We start from the raw sequence: 19,335 nt of genomic DNA, 5'->3' as shown, positions 1-19,335 counted from the left end.
GCCAGTAACTACGGCACTCAGCCGAGTCTTTCCAGAGTTTAACCACAGACTTATCCACAGGCAGACCGCACTCGTTTCAGTCCACTTTGACCCTCAACAAAAAGGTTGACAAAGCCAGCTCCCGGTCTCGCAAAAACGGCTGATCAAAAAACAACCACCGCTCTACAAGCCGCGTATTCAAAGGCTTTCAGCCAGCTACTCCCACGTTATTCACAGCCAGCTCCACAGCAAACGGGGACAAGTCAAAACCGTGACAAAACAACTATTTGCAGCGGCTTTATGTCGCGCTTTGAGAGCTTGCGAATATTGTTTTCCACAATTTCAAAAAAGCGTACAGCCGACAGGGATTTGTAGTGTTTTGGAGGTGTAAAAAAGCCCCGGCGATTGCGCGCCGGGGCTTGTTGATTACACGGTGAACTCAGTGCCCGCCGAGATAAGCGTTACGCACCTCCTCGTTGACCAGCAGCTCCTTGCCGGTGCCAGTGATACGGATCTCGCCGTTGACCATCACGTACGCCCGGTCCGATAACTTGAGCGCGTGGTTGGCGTTCTGCTCCACCAGAAAGATGGTCATGCCCGTTTTGGCCAGTTCCCGCAGCGTCGCAAAAATCTGTTTCACCACAATCGGTGCCAGCCCCAGGCTCGGCTCGTCAAGCAACAGCAGTTTCGGTCGGCTCATCAGCGCACGGGCGATGGCGAGCATTTGCTGCTCGCCGCCGGACATGGTCATGGCCCGCTGGGTGCGCCGCTCTTCGAGTCGCGGGAACAACTCGAACATGCGTTGCATGTCTTCCTTGGCGTACTTGTCACCGATCGGAATGGTGCCCATCAGCAGGTTTTCCTCGACGGTCATGTCGGGGAACACGCGCCGGCCTTCCGGCGATTGAGCGATACCGTGGGAGGCGATGTAGTGGGACGATTTGTGGGTGATGTCCACACCCTGATAAATGATCTGCCCGTCCGCCGCCCGTGGCTGACCGAAGATCGACATCAGCAAGGTCGACTTGCCGGCGCCGTTGGAGCCGATCAGGCTGACGGTTTCACCTTCGTTGATGTACAGCGAGACTTTCTTCAGGGCCTGGATCGGCCCGTAAAACACATCCAGATCCTTCAGTTCGAGGATGGGTTGGCTCATAGCACCACTTCCTCTTCATCGGCGCCCAGGTAGGCCGCAATCACTTTCGGATCGTTGCGAATTGCGTCAGGGCCGCCCTCGGCAATGACAACGCCGTGGTCCAGCACCACGATGTGGTCGGAAATACTCATTACCATGCCCATGTCGTGTTCGATCAGCACCACGGTCAGATCGTGCTCGTCGCGCAGCAGCCGGATCATCGCGCTCAGCGCTTCGGTTTCCTGAGGGTTGAGGCCGGCAGCCGGTTCGTCGAGACAGATGATTTGCGGCCGGGTGCACATGGCCCGGGCGATTTCCAGACGGCGTTGCTGCCCGTAGGACAGCTCACCGGCCAGACGGTTGGCGCAGTCCACCAGATCGACCACTTCCAGCCAGTAGAAGGCGTGGTCCAGCGCATCGCTTTCGGCCTTGCGGTAGCCCTTGGTGTTGAGGATGCCGGCCAGCATGTTGCGGTTGACCCACATGTGCTGGGCCACCAGCAGGTTTTCCAGCACCGACATTTCCTTGAACAGGCGAATGTTCTGGAACGTGCGCGCCAGGCCGGCACGGTTCACCAGGTGGGTGCCGCCGAACATTTTGTAGTACAACCGGCTGGCGAAGGATTTCGGCGAGACGAAATCGACTGGCTTGAACGACTCACCCAGCAGCTTGATGACATTGGTCTGCTCGCCGCGAATGTTGAGTTCGATTTTGCCGCCGGAGGCCTTGTAGAACCCGGTCAGGCAGTTGAACACCGTGGTCTTGCCGGCGCCGTTGGGGCCGATCAGGGCGAAGATCGAGTTGCGCTTGACCTTCAGGCTGACGTCGTTCAACGCCTTGATGCCGCCGAAGTGCATCATCAGCTTCTCGACCGAGAGTACGACTTCGCTCATGGCGCTACTCCTTTACGCGGGGTCACACCGGTACGGCTGATCCGAATCAGGCCGCGCGGTCGCCAGATCATCATCAACACCATCAGGATGCCGAACAGCAGCACCCGATACTCCGCGAACCCCCGCAACAGTTCCGGGGCGACGGTCAGCACGAAGGCCGCAATCACCACGCCGATGGTCGAGCCCATACCGCCGAGGACCACGATGGCGAGGATCAATGCCGATTCGAAGAAGGTGAATGAGGTCGGGTTGACGAAGCCTTGATAGGTGGCGAAGAACACACCCGCCAGACCGGCCGTCGATGCACCAATGGTGAACGCCGAGAGCTTGACCAGAACGTGGTTCAGGCCCATGGAGCGGCAAGCGATTTCGTCCTCACGCAAGGCTTCCCAGGCGCGGCCGACCGGCATGCGGGTCAAACGGTGCTTGATGTACAGCACGGCCAGCACCACCAGGAACAACACCGCGTAGATGACGAAGTACTTCACGTCCGGGTTATAGGCGATGCCGAAAAACTCATGAAACGGCACCCCGCCCTCTTTAGCCCTTTTGCCGAACTCCAGGCCGAAGAAGGTTGGCAATGGAGCCGCCATACCATTCGGGCCGCCGGTCAGGGACAACCAGTTGTTGAGGATCAAGCGGATGATTTCACCGAAGCCCAGGGTCACGATTGCCAGGTAGTCGCCGTGCAGACGCAACACCGGGAAACCAAGGATGCAGCCGGCCAACCCCGCGGTGATTGCCGCCAGCGGCAGCACCGTCCAGAAGCCCAGGCCAAGGTATTGGTAACCGAGCGCCAACCCATAAGCACCGATGGCGTAGAACGCCACGTAACCCAGGTCGAGCAGGCCGGCCAGACCAACCACGATGTTCAGCCCCAGGCCCAGCAGCACGTAGATCAGCCCGAGGATGACCACGCCCAGCAGGTAGGAGTTGGAGAAAAACGGGAACACCACAGCGACGACGATTATCACCGGAATGATCCAGCGCAACCGGGTTTTGTAATCAGGTGGCAGTACATGCACCCCGGAGCCGGTGCTTTCAAAGCCTTCGAGAATTCTCAGGCCCTTTGGAGTCTGCAGGAACAGGCTCAGGGCAAAGCGGCCCGCCATGACAATGGCGACAATCCACGCCACACGGGTCGTTTCCAGGTTGAAGCCGTAGCCGTCGAGGACCACGCCGACAATCGGGCCGAACACAATCAGGGCGACAAGGCCGGCAAGAATCGCGTCAACCAGGCTTCTTTTGAGATCAATGGTTTTTTTAGTGGTTGAAGACATCGCTTACACCTTCGACACAAGAGGACGGCCGAGCAGGCCTTGGGGCCGAAAGACCAGAACGAGAACGAGCAGCGAGAAGCTGAAAACGTCTTTGTAGTCCGAGTTCACCAGACCAGAGAACAGCGATTCGGAGATCCCGAGAATGATCCCGCCGAGCATGGCGCCAGGTAGAGAGCCGATCCCGCCGAGTACCGCTGCGGTGAACGCCTTGATCCCGATGATGAAGCCTGCGTAGAAGTCGAACGTGCCGTAGTTCATGGTGATCAGCACGCCGGCCAGGGCCGCCATCGCTGCACCAATGATGAATACGTAGGAAATCACCCGATCGGTGTTGATCCCCAGAATCGAGGCCATCTTGCGATCTTGCTGTGTAGCGCGGCACATGCGGCCGAGCTTGGTGTACTTGATGACGTAGGTCAGCAGGGCCATCCCGGCAAACGCTGCGACCAGAATGAAGATTTTGGTGTAGGTCAACTGCACAAAACCCGTGCCGATGTCGACACGCAAGGCCCCCGTGAGCAAGGTAGGAACCCCTTGTTGTTTGGCGCCCTGGGCGATCTGTGCATAGTTTTGCAGAATCAGCGAAATACCGATGGCGCTGATCAGCGGTGCCAGTCGGGTGGAGTTACGCAGGGGTTTATAGGCAACCCGTTCGATGACCCAGCCATACACCGCCGTGACGATGATGGTGAAGATCAGTGTGCCAAGCATCAGCAGAGGGAAGGATTCAATACCGAAGTATGCCAGCAGAGCCAGACTGATCGCCGCGAGGTAAGCAGAAATCATGTAAACCTCGCCGTGGGCGAAGTTGATCATGCCGATGATGCCATAGACCATTGTGTAGCCGATGGCGATCAGGCCATAGACCGACCCGAGGGTCAGGCCGTTGACCAGTTGCTGCAGGAAAATACCATCCATAACGCAATCTCACGCATTTGAGAGACTGCACAGAAGCCGGGTGCGTCGGACCGGGGTTCAGCCGCCGGCGCAAGCGGGTTGTGTGCAGCTCTACGAGAAAAGACAGGTACTGCACGGACATGTTCTTTGATTGCCCGGCGCACACTGCACCGGGCAATTAGCGGTCATATCACTTCTGTTTTTCCAGTTGGTGGTATTTGCCGTCCTTGTCCCACTGGTAAACCACATAGTCGGAGACTTTCAGGTCGCCCTTGGCGTCCCAGGTCTTCTCGCCCATGACGGTTTTGACCGGGTTCTTCTTCAGCCATGCGGCAGCTTCTTCGCCCTTGTTGGACTTGGCGCCATTGAAAGCAGCCGCCAGGGTCTGAACCGATGCGTAGGCGTACAGGGTGTAGCCTTCAGGCTCGGTGCCTTTTTTGCGGAACTCGTCCACTACGGTCTTGCTGTCTGGCAGCAGGCGCGGGTCGGCGCCGAAGGTCATCAGCACACCGTCGACGAATTGCGGACCGCCAGCGGTGGTCACCAGTTCGTCGGTCACGATGCCGTCGTCGGACATGAACTTGACGTCTTTGAGACCTTGCTCACGCAGTTGACGAACCAGAGGGCCGGCTTCCGGGTGCAGACCACCGAAGTAGACGATGTCGGCGCCAGCGCCGCGGATTTTGGTCACGATGGTGCTGAAGTCCTTCTCGCCACGGGTCAGGCCTTCGTACAGCACCGGCTTCACGCCGCGTTTTTCCAGTTGGGCCTTGGTAGCGTCCGCCAGGCCTTGGCCGTAGGTGTCCTTGTCATGCAGGACGACGACTTTCTTGCCCTTGAGCACGTCGACGATGTAGTCACCGGCCACGATGCCTTGCTGGTCGTCACGACCGCACATTCGGAACATGGCGCTCAGGCCGCGCTCGGTAACTGCCGGGTTGGTGGAGCCCGGAGTGATCGCGATGATGCCCGCTTCGTCGTAGATCTCGGAAGCCGGGATGGTCGACGAGGAGCAGAAGTGACCGACCACGCCAGCGACTTTCTGGTTGGTCAGGTCCTTGGCGACCGTCACAGCCTGTTTCGGTTCGCAGGCGTCATCGCCCTTCACCAGTACGATTTTTTCCCCGTTAACGCCGCCCGCTGCGTTGATCGCATCGGCCGCTGCCTGTGCACCCTTCATGTATTGCTCGCCAAATGCCGCGTTGGCGCCTGTCATCGGGCCCGCCACACCGATTTTTACATCAGCCTGTGCAAACGCAGAAACACCCAACGCAGTTGCCACTGCGAGGGCCAAAAAGCCTTTTTTGTAAAACGTCTGGGACATGAGGTGGTGCTCCAAGGTTTTTTTTTAGTTGGCACTGCGACTTCCTGAATGCTCAGAGCAAGGGCCGTGCCATCGGTTTTTTATTCTGAGAAAAGTCGCTGCTTTATTGTTATATCGACTGTTTCGATCCCATTTTCATTGGGCGTGCAACCGTCTAAACCGCGGAAGGTGAAACCATTTATTTTTAAAGGCGCAACCCGCATGCGCCATCATTGCAACCGCGACGCCAAACGACGTGCAACCAGCCTGTAACAGGCTGCGTCACCGAAGTGCACACTGCTGGGGCGGGACTGCTACAACCCGCACCTTTTACAGGCTAGTCGCTGCGCGAAAAAGCGTCGCTTCCAGCAACAAATTTCAACAATCAAATAACGATCCGCAAGCACTGGCCTGCGTGATACAGCGAGAACCCGGCCTCGTACAGACAACTGCGCAATCCCACACCGGCCAATGGCTGCATGGGCGCGAATGGAATCGGTAGTGCCTGAGGATTTCCGTTACACAGATAATCGGCAAAAGCTTTGCCGACCACCGTCCCCGTGGTCACGCCCCGACCGTTGTAACCGGTGACTGCCACTAAACCGGGCGCCGGCTCGAACAGACGCATCAAATGGTCAGGGGTGAACGCGATGCAACCGGTCCAGGTGCACTCCCATTCAACAGGTTTCAAGTAAGGGAAATAGTGTTGCTGAACCCGATCGGCCCAAGCCTTGAGAAACCAGGTCGGCTTTTGATTGCCATTACCCAGGCTGCCGAGCAACAAACGCCCCTCTTTATCGCGACGAACGCTGCTGAGCACCTGACGGGTGTCCCAGGAGCCCTGGCCACCGGGGAGAATCTGCTGCGCAGCCTCTTCGGTCAGCGGCGCCGAGGCCACTTGATAGTAATAGCCGGGGAAGAAATTGCGCCGCAGTTCCGTCCAGTCACCTTCGGTGTAAGCGTTGGAGGCGATGACCACTTGCTCGGCGAGTACCGAACCCTGAGCGGTTTGCACCGACCAGCGTTGCCCCTGACGTTCCAGTCGAGTCACCGGGGAATGATCGAACAACCGGCCGCCGAGGCCAATGGCCGCTTTGGCCAGCCCCGTTGTGTAGGCCATAGGGTTGAGTGTGCCAGCACGTCGATCGAGTAACGCGGCAGCAATCTTTTTGGTGCCCGTTGCTTGCTCACAGGCTTTACCGGTCAGCAGTTCAACCGGCGCGCCGCGACGTTTCCATTGTTCTTCACGACTGCGCAAGTCCGCTTCGCCACGGGCGTTGTGCGCCATGTGCAGCGTACCTTCGCGGCGCAACTGGCAGTCGATGTTGTATTTGTCGATCAGGCTGAACACCAGGGACGGCGCGGCACCGAGCATGCGGTTGAGCTGACTGCCGACCGCTTCGCCGAAACCTTCTTCGATCTCGTCCGGTGGAATCCACATCCCGGCGTTAACCAGCCCGACGTTGCGCCCCGATCCACCATGACCGGCGCGATGCGCTTCCAGCACACAGACACTTTTGCCCTGTTCCAGCAGATGCACCGCCGCCGACAGACCGGTGAAACCGGCGCCGATGACGCAGACATCAACCGTTACCTCGCCCTTGAGCGCCGCATTATCGGGCCTTTGCGGCGTCAGTTTTTCCCACAGACACTCTTCGCGTAACGGCATTGCCAGACTCCAACAGAAACCTAACCAACACACCATTCAATGTGGGAGCGAGCCTGCTCGCGATAGCGTCGGCACATCCAGTATCTATGTGACTGATAAACCGCTATCGCGAGCAGGCTCGCTCCCACAGGGGGATCACTGCTTGGCTCAACCTCAGTCGAACGTAATCCCTTGAGCCAACGGCAACTCCAGCGAGTAGTTCACGGTGTTGGTCTGACGGCGCATGTAGCCGCGCCATGCATCGGAGCCGGATTCACGACCGCCGCCAGTCTCTTTCTCACCACCAAACGCACCGCCGATTTCCGCACCGCTCGGGCCGATGTTGACGTTGGCGATGCCGCAGTCGCTGCCCACCGCCGACATGAACTGCTCGGCTTCACGCACATCGGTGGTGAAGATGCACGAAGACAGACCTTGTGGCACCGAATTGTTCAGGCGCAGCGCTTCGTCGAAGTCCTTGTAACCGACCACGTACAAGATTGGCGCGAAGGTTTCATCGCGGACCACATCGCTCTGTTCCGGCATTTCAACGATGGCCGGCGAAACGTAGTAGGCATTCGGGAATTTGTCTTCCAGCTGACGCTTGCCGCCAAACACTCGGCCGCCTTCGCTCAAGGCCTGCTCCAGAGCGTCCTGCATGTTTTCGAAGCTGTGTTTGTCGATCAGCGGACCGATCAGGTTGCCCTCTAGCGGGTTACCGATGCGGACCTTGGAGTACGCAGCCTTGAGGCGGGTGACGATTTCTTCTTTCACCGATTCATGGGCAATCAGACGACGCAGCGTGGTGCAACGCTGACCGGCTGTGCCAACAGCGCTGAACAGGATGGCGCGAACGGCCATGTCCAGATCGGCACTTGGGGCGAGAATCATCGCGTTGTTGCCGCCCAGCTCCAGAATGCTGCGAGCGAAACGTGCGGCGATTTTCGGTGCCACTTCACGGCCCATGCGGGTGCTGCCGGTAGCGCTGATCAGCGCGACACGCGGGTCGTCGACCAGGGCTTCACCAGCATCGCGACCACCGATGATCACTTGGCTCAGGTGCGGCGGCGCGTCGCTGAAGTTCTTCAGCACGCGGTCGAACAGCGCCTGACAGGCCAGCGCGGTCAGCGGGGTCTTCTCGGACGGCTTCCAGATCACCGGGTTACCGCAAACCAGCGCCAGCGTGGTGTTCCAGGCCCAGACCGCGACCGGGAAGTTGAACGCGCTGATTACACCGACGACGCCCAGCGGATGCCAGGTTTCGCGCATGTGGTGGCCAGGACGCTCGGAAGCGATGGTCAAACCGTACAGCTGACGCGACAGGCCGACAGCGAAGTCGCAGATGTCGATCATTTCCTGAACTTCGCCCAGGCCTTCCTGGGTGATCTTGCCGGCTTCCCATGAAACCAGCTCGCCGAGGTCGGCCTTGTATTCACGCAGGATGTCGCCCAGCTGGCGCACCAGTTCGCCACGGCGTGGTGCCGGGACCTTGCGCCACAATTCGAAGGCATGATCTGCACGACTGATGTGCTGCTCGACTTCAGCCGCGCCTTCCCAGTTCACGGCAGCAATCTGGCTGCCATCGATTGGCGAATGCACCGGCACTTTGCCGTTCTGATACAGGGCCGGGTTCACACCAAGACGATCAAGCAATGCGGCAACCATGGGTCACTCCTCAAGCAGAAAACAGAAAACGTGCAGCCGGAAAATCACGGCTGATCAGGCCCGTAGTTGTAGCGCCCCTGAGACGAGCCAACAAACGACCATTAAGCGAGATATCATTCCGTTTATTCATGCTTCGCATCAACCGGTAAAAGAAAAGCATAGAGCAACAAGAAAAAGGACCACCCATGCTGAATAAACGCTACTTGCCGTCGATCACCGCCCTGCAGTGCTTCGAGGCCGTCACCCGGCATCTGAGCTTCACCCGGGCCGCCGAAGAGCTGAACCTGACCCAAAGTGCGGTAAGCAAACAGGTCGCGCAACTCGAAGAATTGTTGCAGCACTTACTGTTCCGCCGGGTGCGCCGACGCCTGCAAATGACTCCCGCCGGTGATTTGTATCTGGTCGAGGTACGAAAAATCCTCACGCAGGTTGAGATGTCGACCCATTACCTGCGCTCCTACGGCGGTGACACTGAAGTCTTGCGCGTCTCAACGCCCCCGACCTTCGGCGCACGCTGGCTGGTGCCACGCTTGAAAGGCTGGCGCCTGCGCCACCCATCGATCCATCTGGATTTATGCAGCGAGCAAGAAGCCGACGACCTGCTGCAAGGTCGCAGCGACCTGGCATTCTATTTCGGCCAGGGCTCACGGCCCGGCACCGAATGCCTGAAACTGTTCAGTGAAGAGCTGGTGCCGGTCTGCGCGCCCGGCAGCCTGCCAGACACACCGTTCACCGATCCGACCCAGCTCACCGACCTGGTCCTGCTGCAAAACGCCTCCCGCCCCCAAGCCTGGCACGACTGGTTTGATAGTCAGGGCTACCACACCGAGCACAGCTACCACGGCCCGCGTTTCGAAACCTTTTATATGTGCATCCGCGCAGCCCAGGTTGGTTGCGGTGTTGCGCTGTTGCCACGATTCCTCGTGGAAGAGGAATTGGCCGACGGCAAACTGGTCATTCCCTGGCAGCATGCAATGCCCAGCAGCGACGCCTATTACCTGGCGTATCCGGAGCATTCGGCGGAAGTGCCCAAGGTGCGCGACTTTGTGAAGTGGATGCTGGAGCAGATTGATAGCTCGCAAATGTCACAGTTCTAGAGCTGCACACAATACCTGTGGGAGCGGGCTTGCCCGCGAAAGCGTAATACCAGTCAACATGGATGTTGAATGTGCCGACCTCTTCGCGGGCAAGCCCGCTCCCACAAGGGTCTGCTGCGTTCTAAAAAATCGCTGGCATTACCTGCCGCTGATATGCGCCACTAGCCCCATTCATTGAAACCGCTGCAACGTCGCTGCCATGGGCTGCGGCCAGCCTGGAGAATCCCGTTATGAGCGAGAGCGTGTTTGGCGATCGCATCGTGCAGAACCTGCTCGACACCGACTTCTACAAACTGACGATGATGCAGGCGGTGCTGCACAACTACCCTAACGTGGAAGTCGAATGGGAGTTTCGCTGCCGTAACAGCGAAGACCTGCGCCCGTACCTGGCAGAGATAAGGTTCCAGATTGAACGTCTGGCCGAGTTGAGCCTGAGCGCCGACCAGTTGAGTTTCATGGAACGCATCAGTTTCATGAAACCGGACTTTCTGCGTTTTCTCGGGTTGTTCCGCTTCAACCTGCGCTACGTCCACACCGGCATTGAAAACGGCGAGTTGTTCATCCGCCTTCGCGGGCCGTGGCTGCATGTCATTCTGTTCGAAGTGCCTATGCTTGCGATCGTTAGCGAAGTGCGCAACCGTTTTCGCTACCGGGAAGTCGTGCTGGAACAGGCGCGCGAGCAGCTCTACCGCAAGTTCGACTGGCTGACCGCCAATGCCGGTGCGGACGAACTGTCCGAATTGCAGGTAGCCGATTTCGGCACACGCCGCCGTTTCTCTTACCGCGTGCAGGAAGAGGTGGTGAACGTGCTCAAACACGATTTCCCCGGGCGTTTCGTCGGTACCAGCAACGTGCACCTGGCCCGAGAGCTGGACATGAAGCCCTTGGGTACCATGGCTCACGAATGGATCATGGCCCACCAGCAACTCGGCCCGCGATTGATCGATAGCCAGATCGCCGCCCTCGATTGCTGGGTCCGCGAGTACCGTGGTCTGCTGGGGATCGCCCTCACCGACTGTATTACCACCGATGCCTTCCTCAGCGATTTCGACCTGTATTTCGCCAAGCTTTTCGATGGCCTGCGCCACGATTCAGGTGATCCGGTGCTCTGGGCGGAAAAAGCGATTGCCCACTATCACAAACTCGGCATCGACCCGATGAGCAAGACGCTGGTGTTCTCCGACAGCCTGACGCTGCCCAAGTCCCTGGAGATTTTTCGGGCGCTGCGCGGGCGGATCAATGTCAGCTTCGGCATCGGCACCAACCTGACCTGCGATATTCCAGGTGTCGAACCGATGAGCATCGTGCTTAAAATGACCGCCTGCAACGGCCAGCCCGTGGCAAAGATTTCCGATGAGCCTGGCAAGACTCACTGCAAAGACCCGAATTTCGTCGCCTATTTGCGACATGTTTTCCAAGTACCTGCCGCCCTTTCCAACACATCTGGCATTTCAAGCAAGGAGTGAATTCATGCAAGTCGTACAGCGTGAGATTGCTGAGCAGCTCAAGGTTCAACCGCCGTTTGCCAACCAGGAAGCCCTCGAGGCTGAAGTCGTCCGGCGGATTACCTTTATTCAGGATTGCCTGGTCAACTCCGGGCTCAAGACGCTGGTGTTGGGTATCAGCGGCGGCGTCGATTCCCTGGCCGCCGGACTGCTGGCCCAGCGCGCCATGCGCGAACTGCGCACACGCGCCGGTGACGATAGCTACAAGTTCATCGCCGTCCGCCTTCCATACGAAACCCAGTTCGATGAACACGACGCCCAGGCTTCAGTGGATTTCATCGCCCCGGACGAGCGCCACACGGTGAACATCGGCCCGGCGGTCAAGTCCCTGGCCAGTGAAGTCGCGGCCTTCGAAGGCAAGCACGCGGTCTCGGTGGATTTCGTGCTCGGCAACACCAAGGCGCGCATGCGCATGGTCGCTCAGTACACCATCGCCGGCGCGGCTCATGGCCTGGTGATCGGCACCGACCACGCGGCGGAAGCAGTGATTTCTACCCCCCTACACTGAAGTGCACAATCACTAGCGCACTCGCCTCAAGTCCATCCAGAATCTGATCCGTGAGTCATACTCCACACCAAACATCCTGAGTTGATGAGTGGGGCGTCAGATCATGAAAGTGGTTGCTGTACGAGAAAGAGAGCTCGACCTTAGCAATTCAATCCTCGCCAGCGGCCCATACCGTGAGCAGTTCTTAGCTCAGCCAGAGGGCAGTGAACCAAGCGTGAAAGTGACAGGGTGCGCGTTGATCGGTAACGATGAACAGCTTCTGCCCTTGGTGTCCTCCTACCTTTGCCGGAACTACAGAAACACCTTACTTGCGGACAAAACCGTTGTGTCCTATGCAAGGCGTATCTCTTACCTGCTAGATGACCAGAGGAGAAAGCCTGAGTACGAGACCACCGTCAGAGACGACCTCCTACTGAGTATCGGATTAGGTAATCTCGAAGTGTACTTGGGTCGTCTGGATGCTGCGGGCCTAGCCCCCAAGACAGTGCAGGGTCGAGATGCTGCATACAATCATTTGTTCAGCAACCACCTGAGCATCAGCCTTAACGATCAGCCACCTCTCCGGACTGATAATCCTTATGAGCACGGGCCGATTCGCCCTGGCAAGGCACACACAAAAGAAATCGTCCAACCGTGCAGCATGCTTGAGCTTGAACAGTTGATTTTGCATGCACACTCAGAACGAGAAAGGTGCATGCTGCAGTTGATATACGACTCTGGCATTCGAGAGTCTGAGCTGCCTCACATCACGCTTCAGGACATCCGCAATGCACTTGAGTACCAGAAGCTCCAGTATGTTTCCGCTGACAGTAATATCCCGGTGAATGCGGATTACAGTCCGTTGCATATCTTGGGAAGCAAGGGTAGAAAAAATGCAAAAAAGCCTAGGATAACACTCGTCAGTAGGACAACCCTGGAGCGCATCGAGAACTATCACAGAACACCGCTCTACCACCGACATAGCCAGCGGATAAGAGACCCAAGTAAGACGCCTGCGTTTTTCAATTCACATGGGAAGCCCTATACCACCAAGAGCGTTGAAAAGCTTATTGAGCGTGTAAGCAAGCGGGCCCAGAAGGCTGGGAAGACCAAGCGAAAGATCTCGGCGCACAAATTTCGTCATGGCTCGGCGTATCTCCTCCTCACAAGCCCAGATCTGGGAAAGGATTATTTCGAGCGCCTCGGAATGCTTTCGATAGGGCATGGTCACAGCCATTCCACGACATCTGAGGGCTACACCCAGATCCCTCATGACATCTACCAAAAGCTCTGCAAGCCTGACTCACTCATCAAGACCAAATGCGGAGAGATGCAGGTACTGCGCGAGCGGACGACCAAACGAATCAAAACCGGTGATAGAAAGTGATATCTCAGACCACACCCGCCAGTACAGTTTTCACGCTGAACGGATCACTTGAACAAACCAGCGACCTCGCCGTAGTCCCTTACTTTCGTCCGTAAAAACTCCCCAGCAATTTCTGACGCAGCTGGGCACGACATAGCGACGAAAAAGCCTGGCAGGACAACGGCTTAGCTTAAGGGTATGCTAACAGCATACCCTTAAATCATTGATTTACATGGCTTTTTTACTTCAACCTGCTTGACCTTCGCTTCGCTATGGTGTTCATTTCCGGCTACAAACCGGGAGGAACCCTCATGCTGCTCTGTGCCCACCTGTACGCCCAAAGAAGCCAAAAATGAGCACTACTCATCATTCGCCCGATGAGCTAGCAGCAGCTCATGCTCACACCGAAGCCGAGCTCCTCAACCAAGCCAGACGCCCTAAACGTTTGAAATCCGAAGTCACTGTGGCGATTCAGACTTGGGCCACAAGGATCAAAAGCAGCCGCCAATCTCTCTTGAACGTGCAGCTTTCTCAAAGGGGAAAGCTGAGGCCGGCTTACACGTATCTCTTAAAAGAGTTGGAAACGAGCGGCAACACCTTCAACACTAGGGAAGACATCCTCGACTCAATCATCCAGCGAATGATCGAGGAAAAGATCGTGATCCCCGACCACCCCTCAATCGCGAATGAGTGGCGGCGCAAACTTCTCTGCTGGTACGAAAACCTAAGTGAGACAGAGAAGCGAAACATCCCAAGGTTCGGCAATACCATCTCGTCGAAAGCCAGCCTTTACCAGGTTGACGGCATGAAAAACCTGAAACAGGCTCGCGCCAATTTCTCCATCGTTGAACAAACCTTCCAAGAGATCCTCCTCGACCTGACGAACCTTGGCGTAATCAATGCTGATTACAAAAACGGCAAAGAGCAAGCGACTGAAGCCGGGCAAAAAAAACAAGAAGCAAAGCCAAAAGATTCTGTTACCAAGGCGCTCTCTGAGCTCCGGTTGGTCGGACTCTCGAAGTTCGGAGATCTGGCGGAAAACTCCGGTCGCCCCTTCAACAAGCTTCTGCATATGTTCGCCGCCGCGTCGATGAAGTCGAAATCCTCATCCGGCCAGCAAAACTACAGTGACGGCTTCCGGCAGATGGCTATGCATTTGACCGAGGTAGGATTCAAGGGAGGTGAGGATCCTCGTGAATATGTCACGGCCCACTACTTAACGCGGTTCAGGAAGTACCTAGTCGACCAAATGGAATCAGGCACCCTGACGTCGAATTATGCAAATGGGGTTTTGTCCGCAGTCCGCTCAATGTTGAAGCGCACTGTCAAGATTCGAGGCTTTGGCCTTACATCTTTTATCGATGTACAGGGATTCGACACCGGTCGGCAGACCGATATGTATCGCCCTTATCCTAAGTTTACAAGAACAGCGATCCAGCAAGCCTGTGACATGGAACGGCAACAGACCAACGAGTTGGCGAAGAAGTATGTCTCCTTCCATGGCGGCTATGATCCGTTGGACGTGAATGGACACATCGTCAAAGGTATGGCCACCTTAGAAAACGCTCGGTGGATCTTCGAGAACAAACTCGACTGTCGGCCCATCAGCAGGTGGTCGGCGGATGCTGAGAGCAAGTACGAGCACGGCTTCGCACGTTTACTGAGAATCGGGGGGCTTGGGGTCGCGAAAACCTATGCCAGCTGGGGGGTAATCTACCAAATAACATCTAGGACGATTGCCCCTTACATTACTCGCTTGGCACAGGTACGTGTGCCTCCAGTCTACAAGTACGGGGCGATTCGCTGTCGCTACGGCCAGTCTGTTCACAGAGGCCATAGAGAGTCTCCCGACTTCGGTCGACGGCAATACCAACAGGCAAATCGCGAATGCCCTACAGCTCGATGATCTCCAGTGGTACGCGGCTGTGAGCGAGGCTATGGATGCATGGAATGCGGAGCTCTGATGACCCTGAGTTTTCGGTCACGGCGTGCCCCTGCGGGTAAGAGTGCAGAGGCGCAAGGACGTTCTGAAGTGGAATGCCCTGAAGCGGAGAATAGCGTTGCAGAACGCCACTCCGTCTTGGGCTGACCATGAGGCAATTGACGCGTACTACACTGAGGCCAAGCGGCTTTCAGTAATGACAGGTAGTAAGCATGACGTTGATCACATCATTCCTCTTCAAGGTAAGCATGTTTGCGGGTTGCATGTACCCTGGAATCTGAGAGTGATCACGAAAACCGATAACGCCAGGAAGCACGCTAACTGCGATGATGAAGACGTTATAGGCTTTCTGGCGGAGCGTGGATTCAAGATACTCTTTGGTGTTAACAAGCTTAAGCGAGCAATCAAGTTGGGTAAGCGTGAAACGGTTCTGTTCGTCAGTCCCAAAGAACAGATAGTGTTGAGTATTGCATACGCTCAGGGGGAGTTTGTTATCGATACTGCTCCTGAGGGGGCAGTCACCCCGTCAGTGGTTATGACTGCGGTCTCATGACACGGCCAGCCCTGATTTCTAAGAATGCACTATCGGCTTGTCAGATCGAACGCAGTCACTGGTCAAGCCCACTCAATCCCCGTCTCATCCCTAGCGAACAAGGAAAACGACACTATTGCAACACTCGTGGCGTGAAATGGTTCTGACCCTGTGAAATACGTAGAAAATCTCGCAGGCTCGCACGCCCATTACCGTGCTGAAACGTCGCGATCACGTAGCGTGAATTTTCTGTGGTCAGTACCCAAAAACGGCCCTCGCGCTCCGCCTTAATCACGTCAGAAGTCCGGATCAGGTGACCGTCGCCGAACCGTCCATATTGGTCTTTACGGTTGTGACCAAACACGACGCCTAATCCAGCACGAGCCTTTATGGATACTCCGCAGAGATAGGCTGTTATCGGTTTTTCGAAGCCTTGCGCTTTTGCTTTTAGGATTCGTGCGAGATCGAAATCCGTATGTCGTTTTCCATGAAAATCCACATCCAGAGTGTTCAGCATAATTGCGCTCCTTTCGCAGCCCGTATAGCGTTACCAGGAAATCCGCACGGAAACATCTGCGCTGATATCGTGCGGGATTCTTGGTAAATCTCAGGCTGTACGAATCATGTTCGCGTGATAGATCGGACGAAGATTGCTCAGCACATCAGTGTTGAAGCCAGGTTGGTGAGAGCTGTGATATTTGGAGCCTGTCTCGACCTCCAGCAGGCAGACAACACACTCGTGTTGGTCTTCGCCAAGCGTCACCTTGGTCAGTGTCTCCATGCGCCAAGCTCCCGTGCCATTCATGTGGGCGGGAGTGACTACTTGTACCTCTGTGATAATCGTCTCAGCGTCTTGGGAAATCAGGAGTTGCTGAAGCCGAGGTTCGCTGTCGACCATCAGAACTGCCTCTGAAATTCGGCCCTTGGTCTTGGCCTGAACTGTTACGTGATACCAGTGATTACGAAGCACTTTGGATACCTGATGCCATTGGTACTGACCCTCACCGAACATGCCCGGTAGGCCCCGCATGTCGGCGTCGTGTGTTCTAAACATCGTGTGTCCTTGGCCTGAAGGGGCTCCGATATAGAGCGCAGGTTAGAAGAGGGAGAAAACGTCTTTCAGGCTCGCGAGCTGTTCATGACCAGGGCCAATCAACACGTAAACCGTGTTTCTGGTTTCGAATGCAACACCGTCGTGGAAACCGGTGCACATGCTTGAACGAGCCCAATCGCCCCGTTCGAAACGGCCTTGGCTGTCCTCGGCCACGTTGTGAGCAAACAGGATCATCGGGAGCTGGCCCGCTGCATGGCATTTGAAGAGTTCGTCGCGAGTGACTTCAATGCGAAATATTGTCCAGTCGCGAACTAGGCAGTAAGGCTTTTTAGGAAATCGTTCGACTGCTAAAGCTCGAGCTTCGGAAGTACCCGTCAGGCCCTCGAGGGGCGTTCTAGGCCCTTTCATAAAATCGGGCTCTTGGACGCTAGCCATAGGGTTCACCTCAATTAATAACCCGGAAATTGACAATTCAATCCCGTTTGTCTGCGCTCGCCCCTCGTAGGAACCTCTCCGCACGCCAGCTGTGTGGGGTTGGAGACGTCAATCAGATCAAGGGAAGCTAGGCTGAAAGCGCCAGGCGCACCATAATGAGGATGATAGTCCGTGTTATGGTGCTTCGCAATATGGCCTCATCCTCGATTTGCTTGGGGAAATTTCATGGAGGCCGCAGAAGCCCTAGCTGTAGTGGTACGAGCACTGCGCAGAAGAAAGGGTTTTACGCAGGAAAACCTGATCACGATTGACCGTTCCTACTGGGGCCGGATAGAGCGTGGCGAGGTGAACATCACGATTGATGTGCTCATTCGTCTTGCAGCGATAATGGAAGTTGAGCCGGCCTCGCTGATTCTCATGGCAACATCCCTGCAATCTAATGAGCCGTTCGGGGAGGGCCTTAAACGCATTTCCAAACAGCTGAACAGAATTAAAAAAGAAAGCGTTGATCAGGAAATGGAGTCTATGGCACGAGACGGAAAGCCGGCGCCTGGTCGACCCGTCCGATCCGATGCGGCGCAAAAGGCGGCTGAAGCGGATCGCCTCCGCAGTGCCGGAGTAGCGGTGTCCGAAATTGCAGAGAGACTGGATCTGTCGAGATCGACTGTCCGCAGATATCTGAAAACAATCACGTCCAATCAAACTGATTCCGTATGATTTTCCAATGACCAGCTCCCGGCTAAAAATGTCACAGGAAGGACTGCTGTGGAGAACTGCGGTAGCTACGTTGCACTGGGCTCGCCACTAGCCTAACGACCCAGATAGTTAACTGTCGTCTTGAAGCCGAATGCAACGGACGCTCCGAATGATGTGCAAGGCTAATGTCCCCAATACGACACATTAACCATGATTTCTGGGCTCAATGGGCCTATCCGGGCACATTAAGCTGAGCGAGTAACGTGACGAATAATGACGATGGCCTCTGCTGCATGCACGGATATGAAAGCGGAAATAACCTTACGTGTTGTCCCCACAAATAACTCGGCGACTTGCTCGGTCGTGTGGGCTTTCCATTTCATATTTCGTTCCACTCGATTGCCCCATACAGACAACTGATTGACTGCCCTTTCTCAGGGTAACCCTCTCCTTGGATTGCTTTTGGTGAACATGCTAGCGATGATACGGGCATCAAGGAGAGCGTGATGCGGAAGCGGAACCCCGTCACTTGAGGCATCTAGTGTGGTTGCGTCGGTGGGGTAATTCCGAACGTTCCTTGGCCACTTACCATTGTCATATGCAAGTTCGGTGAAAAGCTCCCAATCGTACTGTGGAGCGTCTGTGACAATCACCAGAACTTCGTCAAACGACGCTAGGAACTCGAGCAGCGCTGACCTTGCCTCAATGGTGGGTCGTACATAGCTACTGCCCCACAGCTGCGGAAGCACGATTTCCTTTACGAAATCACTGCAGTCTTCTTCTTTCCAAGCATCGAGCATTTCCACGTAGAATTCGCGCCCATCCTCAGCCACCAATGCGAGTGATATCAGCTTCGCAGCCGCTGAGAGCTTGGTAAACTCGCAATCAAGAAAGACCCTCACCTTGTTAGAACTCCGTAATGACTAGGGCTCGCCTGGATATGGCGCAAGAAGGCCAGCTATGGGAAATGGCCCTCGAGCATCTTGGTTCAGACGGACTGCTCCAGGTGATTGTAGATATGTGGAGTCACGCTGCGCCTCCGCCCAGACCATTGGTTGAACACCTGTCGACCAATGAGGTGAGTCAGGACGTCCTAGATATACTGAAAATAGCCCAAGAGCGAGTCGGTGCATTCGTTGCTGATCGGATACCGCTTCCCAACACAGTGACGCTTTACGCTCGTCACGCCAGTGACCTAGCGGACGGGCTCATTACGCTACTACCGAAGGCGCAGCTTTCGCGAGCCTGGAGGGGCTCCTGTCTCGAAATAGACTTAGGTATTTGACGTCTGATCTGTTGGCGCTGATTGAAAACTGACCCACCCTGCCGATTGAAAAATGACCCAGGACGGATTGCTGATTTTTGTCCCAGCAATTGTGGATAAGCTTAGCAGTAGTGTCCTGGTTGAAAACGCATGGGGC

The 19,335-nt window shown here is 56.1% G+C and carries 17 protein-coding genes and 1 pseudogene; 7 read left to right on the top strand and 11 right to left on the bottom strand.

What is annotated here, in order from left to right; translation table 11 throughout:
* Positions 1 to 418 precede the first annotated feature (418 nt).
* The 7 genes from FQ185_RS22085 to FQ185_RS22055 all read right to left on the bottom strand — a co-directional run bounded on the left by FQ185_RS22085 (position 419) and on the right by FQ185_RS22055 (position 8,800).
* Positions 419 to 1,135, bottom strand: coding sequence for an ABC transporter ATP-binding protein (locus FQ185_RS22085; protein WP_149419281.1), 717 nt, complete (start codon positions 1,133 to 1,135; stop codon positions 419 to 421).
* Positions 1,132 to 2,007: an ABC transporter ATP-binding protein gene (locus FQ185_RS22080; protein WP_149419280.1), complete on the bottom strand. Its 876-nt coding sequence runs from the start codon at positions 2,005 to 2,007 to the stop codon at positions 1,132 to 1,134. The genes FQ185_RS22085 and FQ185_RS22080 overlap by 4 nt, the downstream gene beginning before the upstream one ends.
* Entirely contained in the window at positions 2,004 to 3,287 is a 1,284-nt protein-coding gene (livM, locus tag FQ185_RS22075) for a high-affinity branched-chain amino acid ABC transporter permease LivM (RefSeq protein WP_149419279.1), read from the bottom strand. Before livM ends, FQ185_RS22080 begins: the two co-directional genes overlap by 4 nt.
* Positions 3,288 to 3,290: 3 nt before the next feature.
* Positions 3,291 to 4,205, bottom strand: coding sequence for a branched-chain amino acid ABC transporter permease LivH (locus FQ185_RS22070; protein WP_149419278.1), 915 nt, complete (start codon positions 4,203 to 4,205; stop codon positions 3,291 to 3,293).
* Between the two features lie 169 nt (positions 4,206 to 4,374).
* Positions 4,375 to 5,508, bottom strand: coding sequence for an ABC transporter substrate-binding protein (locus tag FQ185_RS22065; protein WP_149419277.1), 1,134 nt, complete (start codon positions 5,506 to 5,508; stop codon positions 4,375 to 4,377).
* A gap of 364 nt (positions 5,509 to 5,872) precedes the next feature.
* On the bottom strand, positions 5,873 to 7,156 hold the full coding sequence (locus tag FQ185_RS22060; protein WP_149419276.1) for an FAD-binding oxidoreductase: 1,284 nt from the start codon (positions 7,154 to 7,156) through the stop codon (positions 5,873 to 5,875).
* Positions 7,157 to 7,309: 153 nt separating this feature from the next.
* A complete protein-coding gene (locus tag FQ185_RS22055) occupies positions 7,310 to 8,800 on the bottom strand; it encodes an aldehyde dehydrogenase family protein (protein ID WP_149419275.1) in 1,491 nt (496 codons plus the stop codon).
* Between the two features lie 185 nt (positions 8,801 to 8,985).
* Here FQ185_RS22055 and FQ185_RS22050 point away from each other — a divergent pair, with 185 nt between their 5' ends.
* From FQ185_RS22050 to FQ185_RS22015, 6 genes and pseudogenes are all read left to right on the top strand, one after another.
* The gene (locus tag FQ185_RS22050) at positions 8,986 to 9,897 is read left to right on the top strand and encodes a LysR family transcriptional regulator (RefSeq protein WP_149419274.1); all 912 of its coding nucleotides are present in this window, start codon (positions 8,986 to 8,988) and stop codon (positions 9,895 to 9,897) included.
* A 230-nt stretch (positions 9,898 to 10,127) separates the two neighbouring features.
* Positions 10,128 to 11,363, top strand: coding sequence for a nicotinate phosphoribosyltransferase (gene pncB, locus FQ185_RS22040; protein ID WP_149419273.1), 1,236 nt, complete (start codon positions 10,128 to 10,130; stop codon positions 11,361 to 11,363).
* A 4-nt stretch (positions 11,364 to 11,367) separates the two neighbouring features.
* Positions 11,368 to 11,892 (top strand): annotated as a pseudogene (gene nadE, locus FQ185_RS22035) (NAD(+) synthase); the annotation flags it as partial.
* A 121-nt stretch (positions 11,893 to 12,013) separates the two neighbouring features.
* Entirely contained in the window at positions 12,014 to 13,276 is a 1,263-nt protein-coding gene (locus FQ185_RS22030) for a tyrosine-type recombinase/integrase (RefSeq protein ID WP_131672202.1), read from the top strand.
* Between the two features lie 331 nt (positions 13,277 to 13,607).
* Positions 13,608 to 15,161 carry a hypothetical protein gene (locus FQ185_RS22025; protein WP_178113579.1) on the top strand — a complete coding sequence of 518 codons (1,554 nt, stop codon included), beginning with the start codon at positions 13,608 to 13,610 and terminating at the stop codon, positions 15,159 to 15,161.
* Positions 15,162 to 15,315: 154 nt separating this feature from the next.
* Positions 15,316 to 15,750 (top strand): HNH endonuclease signature motif containing protein, encoded by a 435-nt coding sequence (locus FQ185_RS22015; RefSeq protein WP_149419272.1) that lies wholly within the window; start codon positions 15,316 to 15,318, stop codon positions 15,748 to 15,750.
* 112 nt (positions 15,751 to 15,862) lie between these two features.
* Here FQ185_RS22015 and FQ185_RS22010 read toward each other — a convergent pair whose 3' ends face one another.
* The 3 genes from FQ185_RS22010 to FQ185_RS22000 form a co-directional block, all read right to left on the bottom strand.
* Complete coding sequence (locus FQ185_RS22010; protein WP_149419271.1) at positions 15,863 to 16,246, bottom strand: hypothetical protein; 384 nt, start codon at positions 16,244 to 16,246, stop codon at positions 15,863 to 15,865.
* Between the two features lie 90 nt (positions 16,247 to 16,336).
* Positions 16,337 to 16,783, bottom strand: a complete 447-nt coding sequence (locus FQ185_RS22005; RefSeq protein ID WP_149419270.1) for a hypothetical protein — start codon at positions 16,781 to 16,783, stop codon at positions 16,337 to 16,339.
* 42 nt (positions 16,784 to 16,825) lie between these two features.
* Complete coding sequence (locus tag FQ185_RS22000; protein WP_149419269.1) at positions 16,826 to 17,218, bottom strand: hypothetical protein; 393 nt, start codon at positions 17,216 to 17,218, stop codon at positions 16,826 to 16,828.
* A 225-nt stretch (positions 17,219 to 17,443) separates the two neighbouring features.
* On the opposite strand from FQ185_RS22000, the gene FQ185_RS21995 reads away from it, so the two are divergent.
* Positions 17,444 to 17,935 (top strand): transcriptional regulator, encoded by a 492-nt coding sequence (locus FQ185_RS21995; RefSeq protein ID WP_149419268.1) that lies wholly within the window; start codon positions 17,444 to 17,446, stop codon positions 17,933 to 17,935.
* A gap of 413 nt (positions 17,936 to 18,348) precedes the next feature.
* On the opposite strand, the gene FQ185_RS21990 is transcribed toward FQ185_RS21995, so the two are convergent.
* Positions 18,349 to 18,816 (bottom strand): 3'-5' exoribonuclease, encoded by a 468-nt coding sequence (locus FQ185_RS21990; RefSeq protein ID WP_149419267.1) that lies wholly within the window; start codon positions 18,814 to 18,816, stop codon positions 18,349 to 18,351.
* Positions 18,817 to 19,335: the final 519 nt, after the last annotated feature.

This window comes from Pseudomonas sp. ANT_H12B, from assembly GCF_008369325.1.
In the GTDB taxonomy this organism is placed as follows: domain Bacteria; phylum Pseudomonadota; class Gammaproteobacteria; order Pseudomonadales; family Pseudomonadaceae; genus Aquipseudomonas.
The sequence above is the reverse complement of the archived record's forward strand: the minus strand, read 5'-3'. Positions and strand labels throughout refer to the sequence as shown.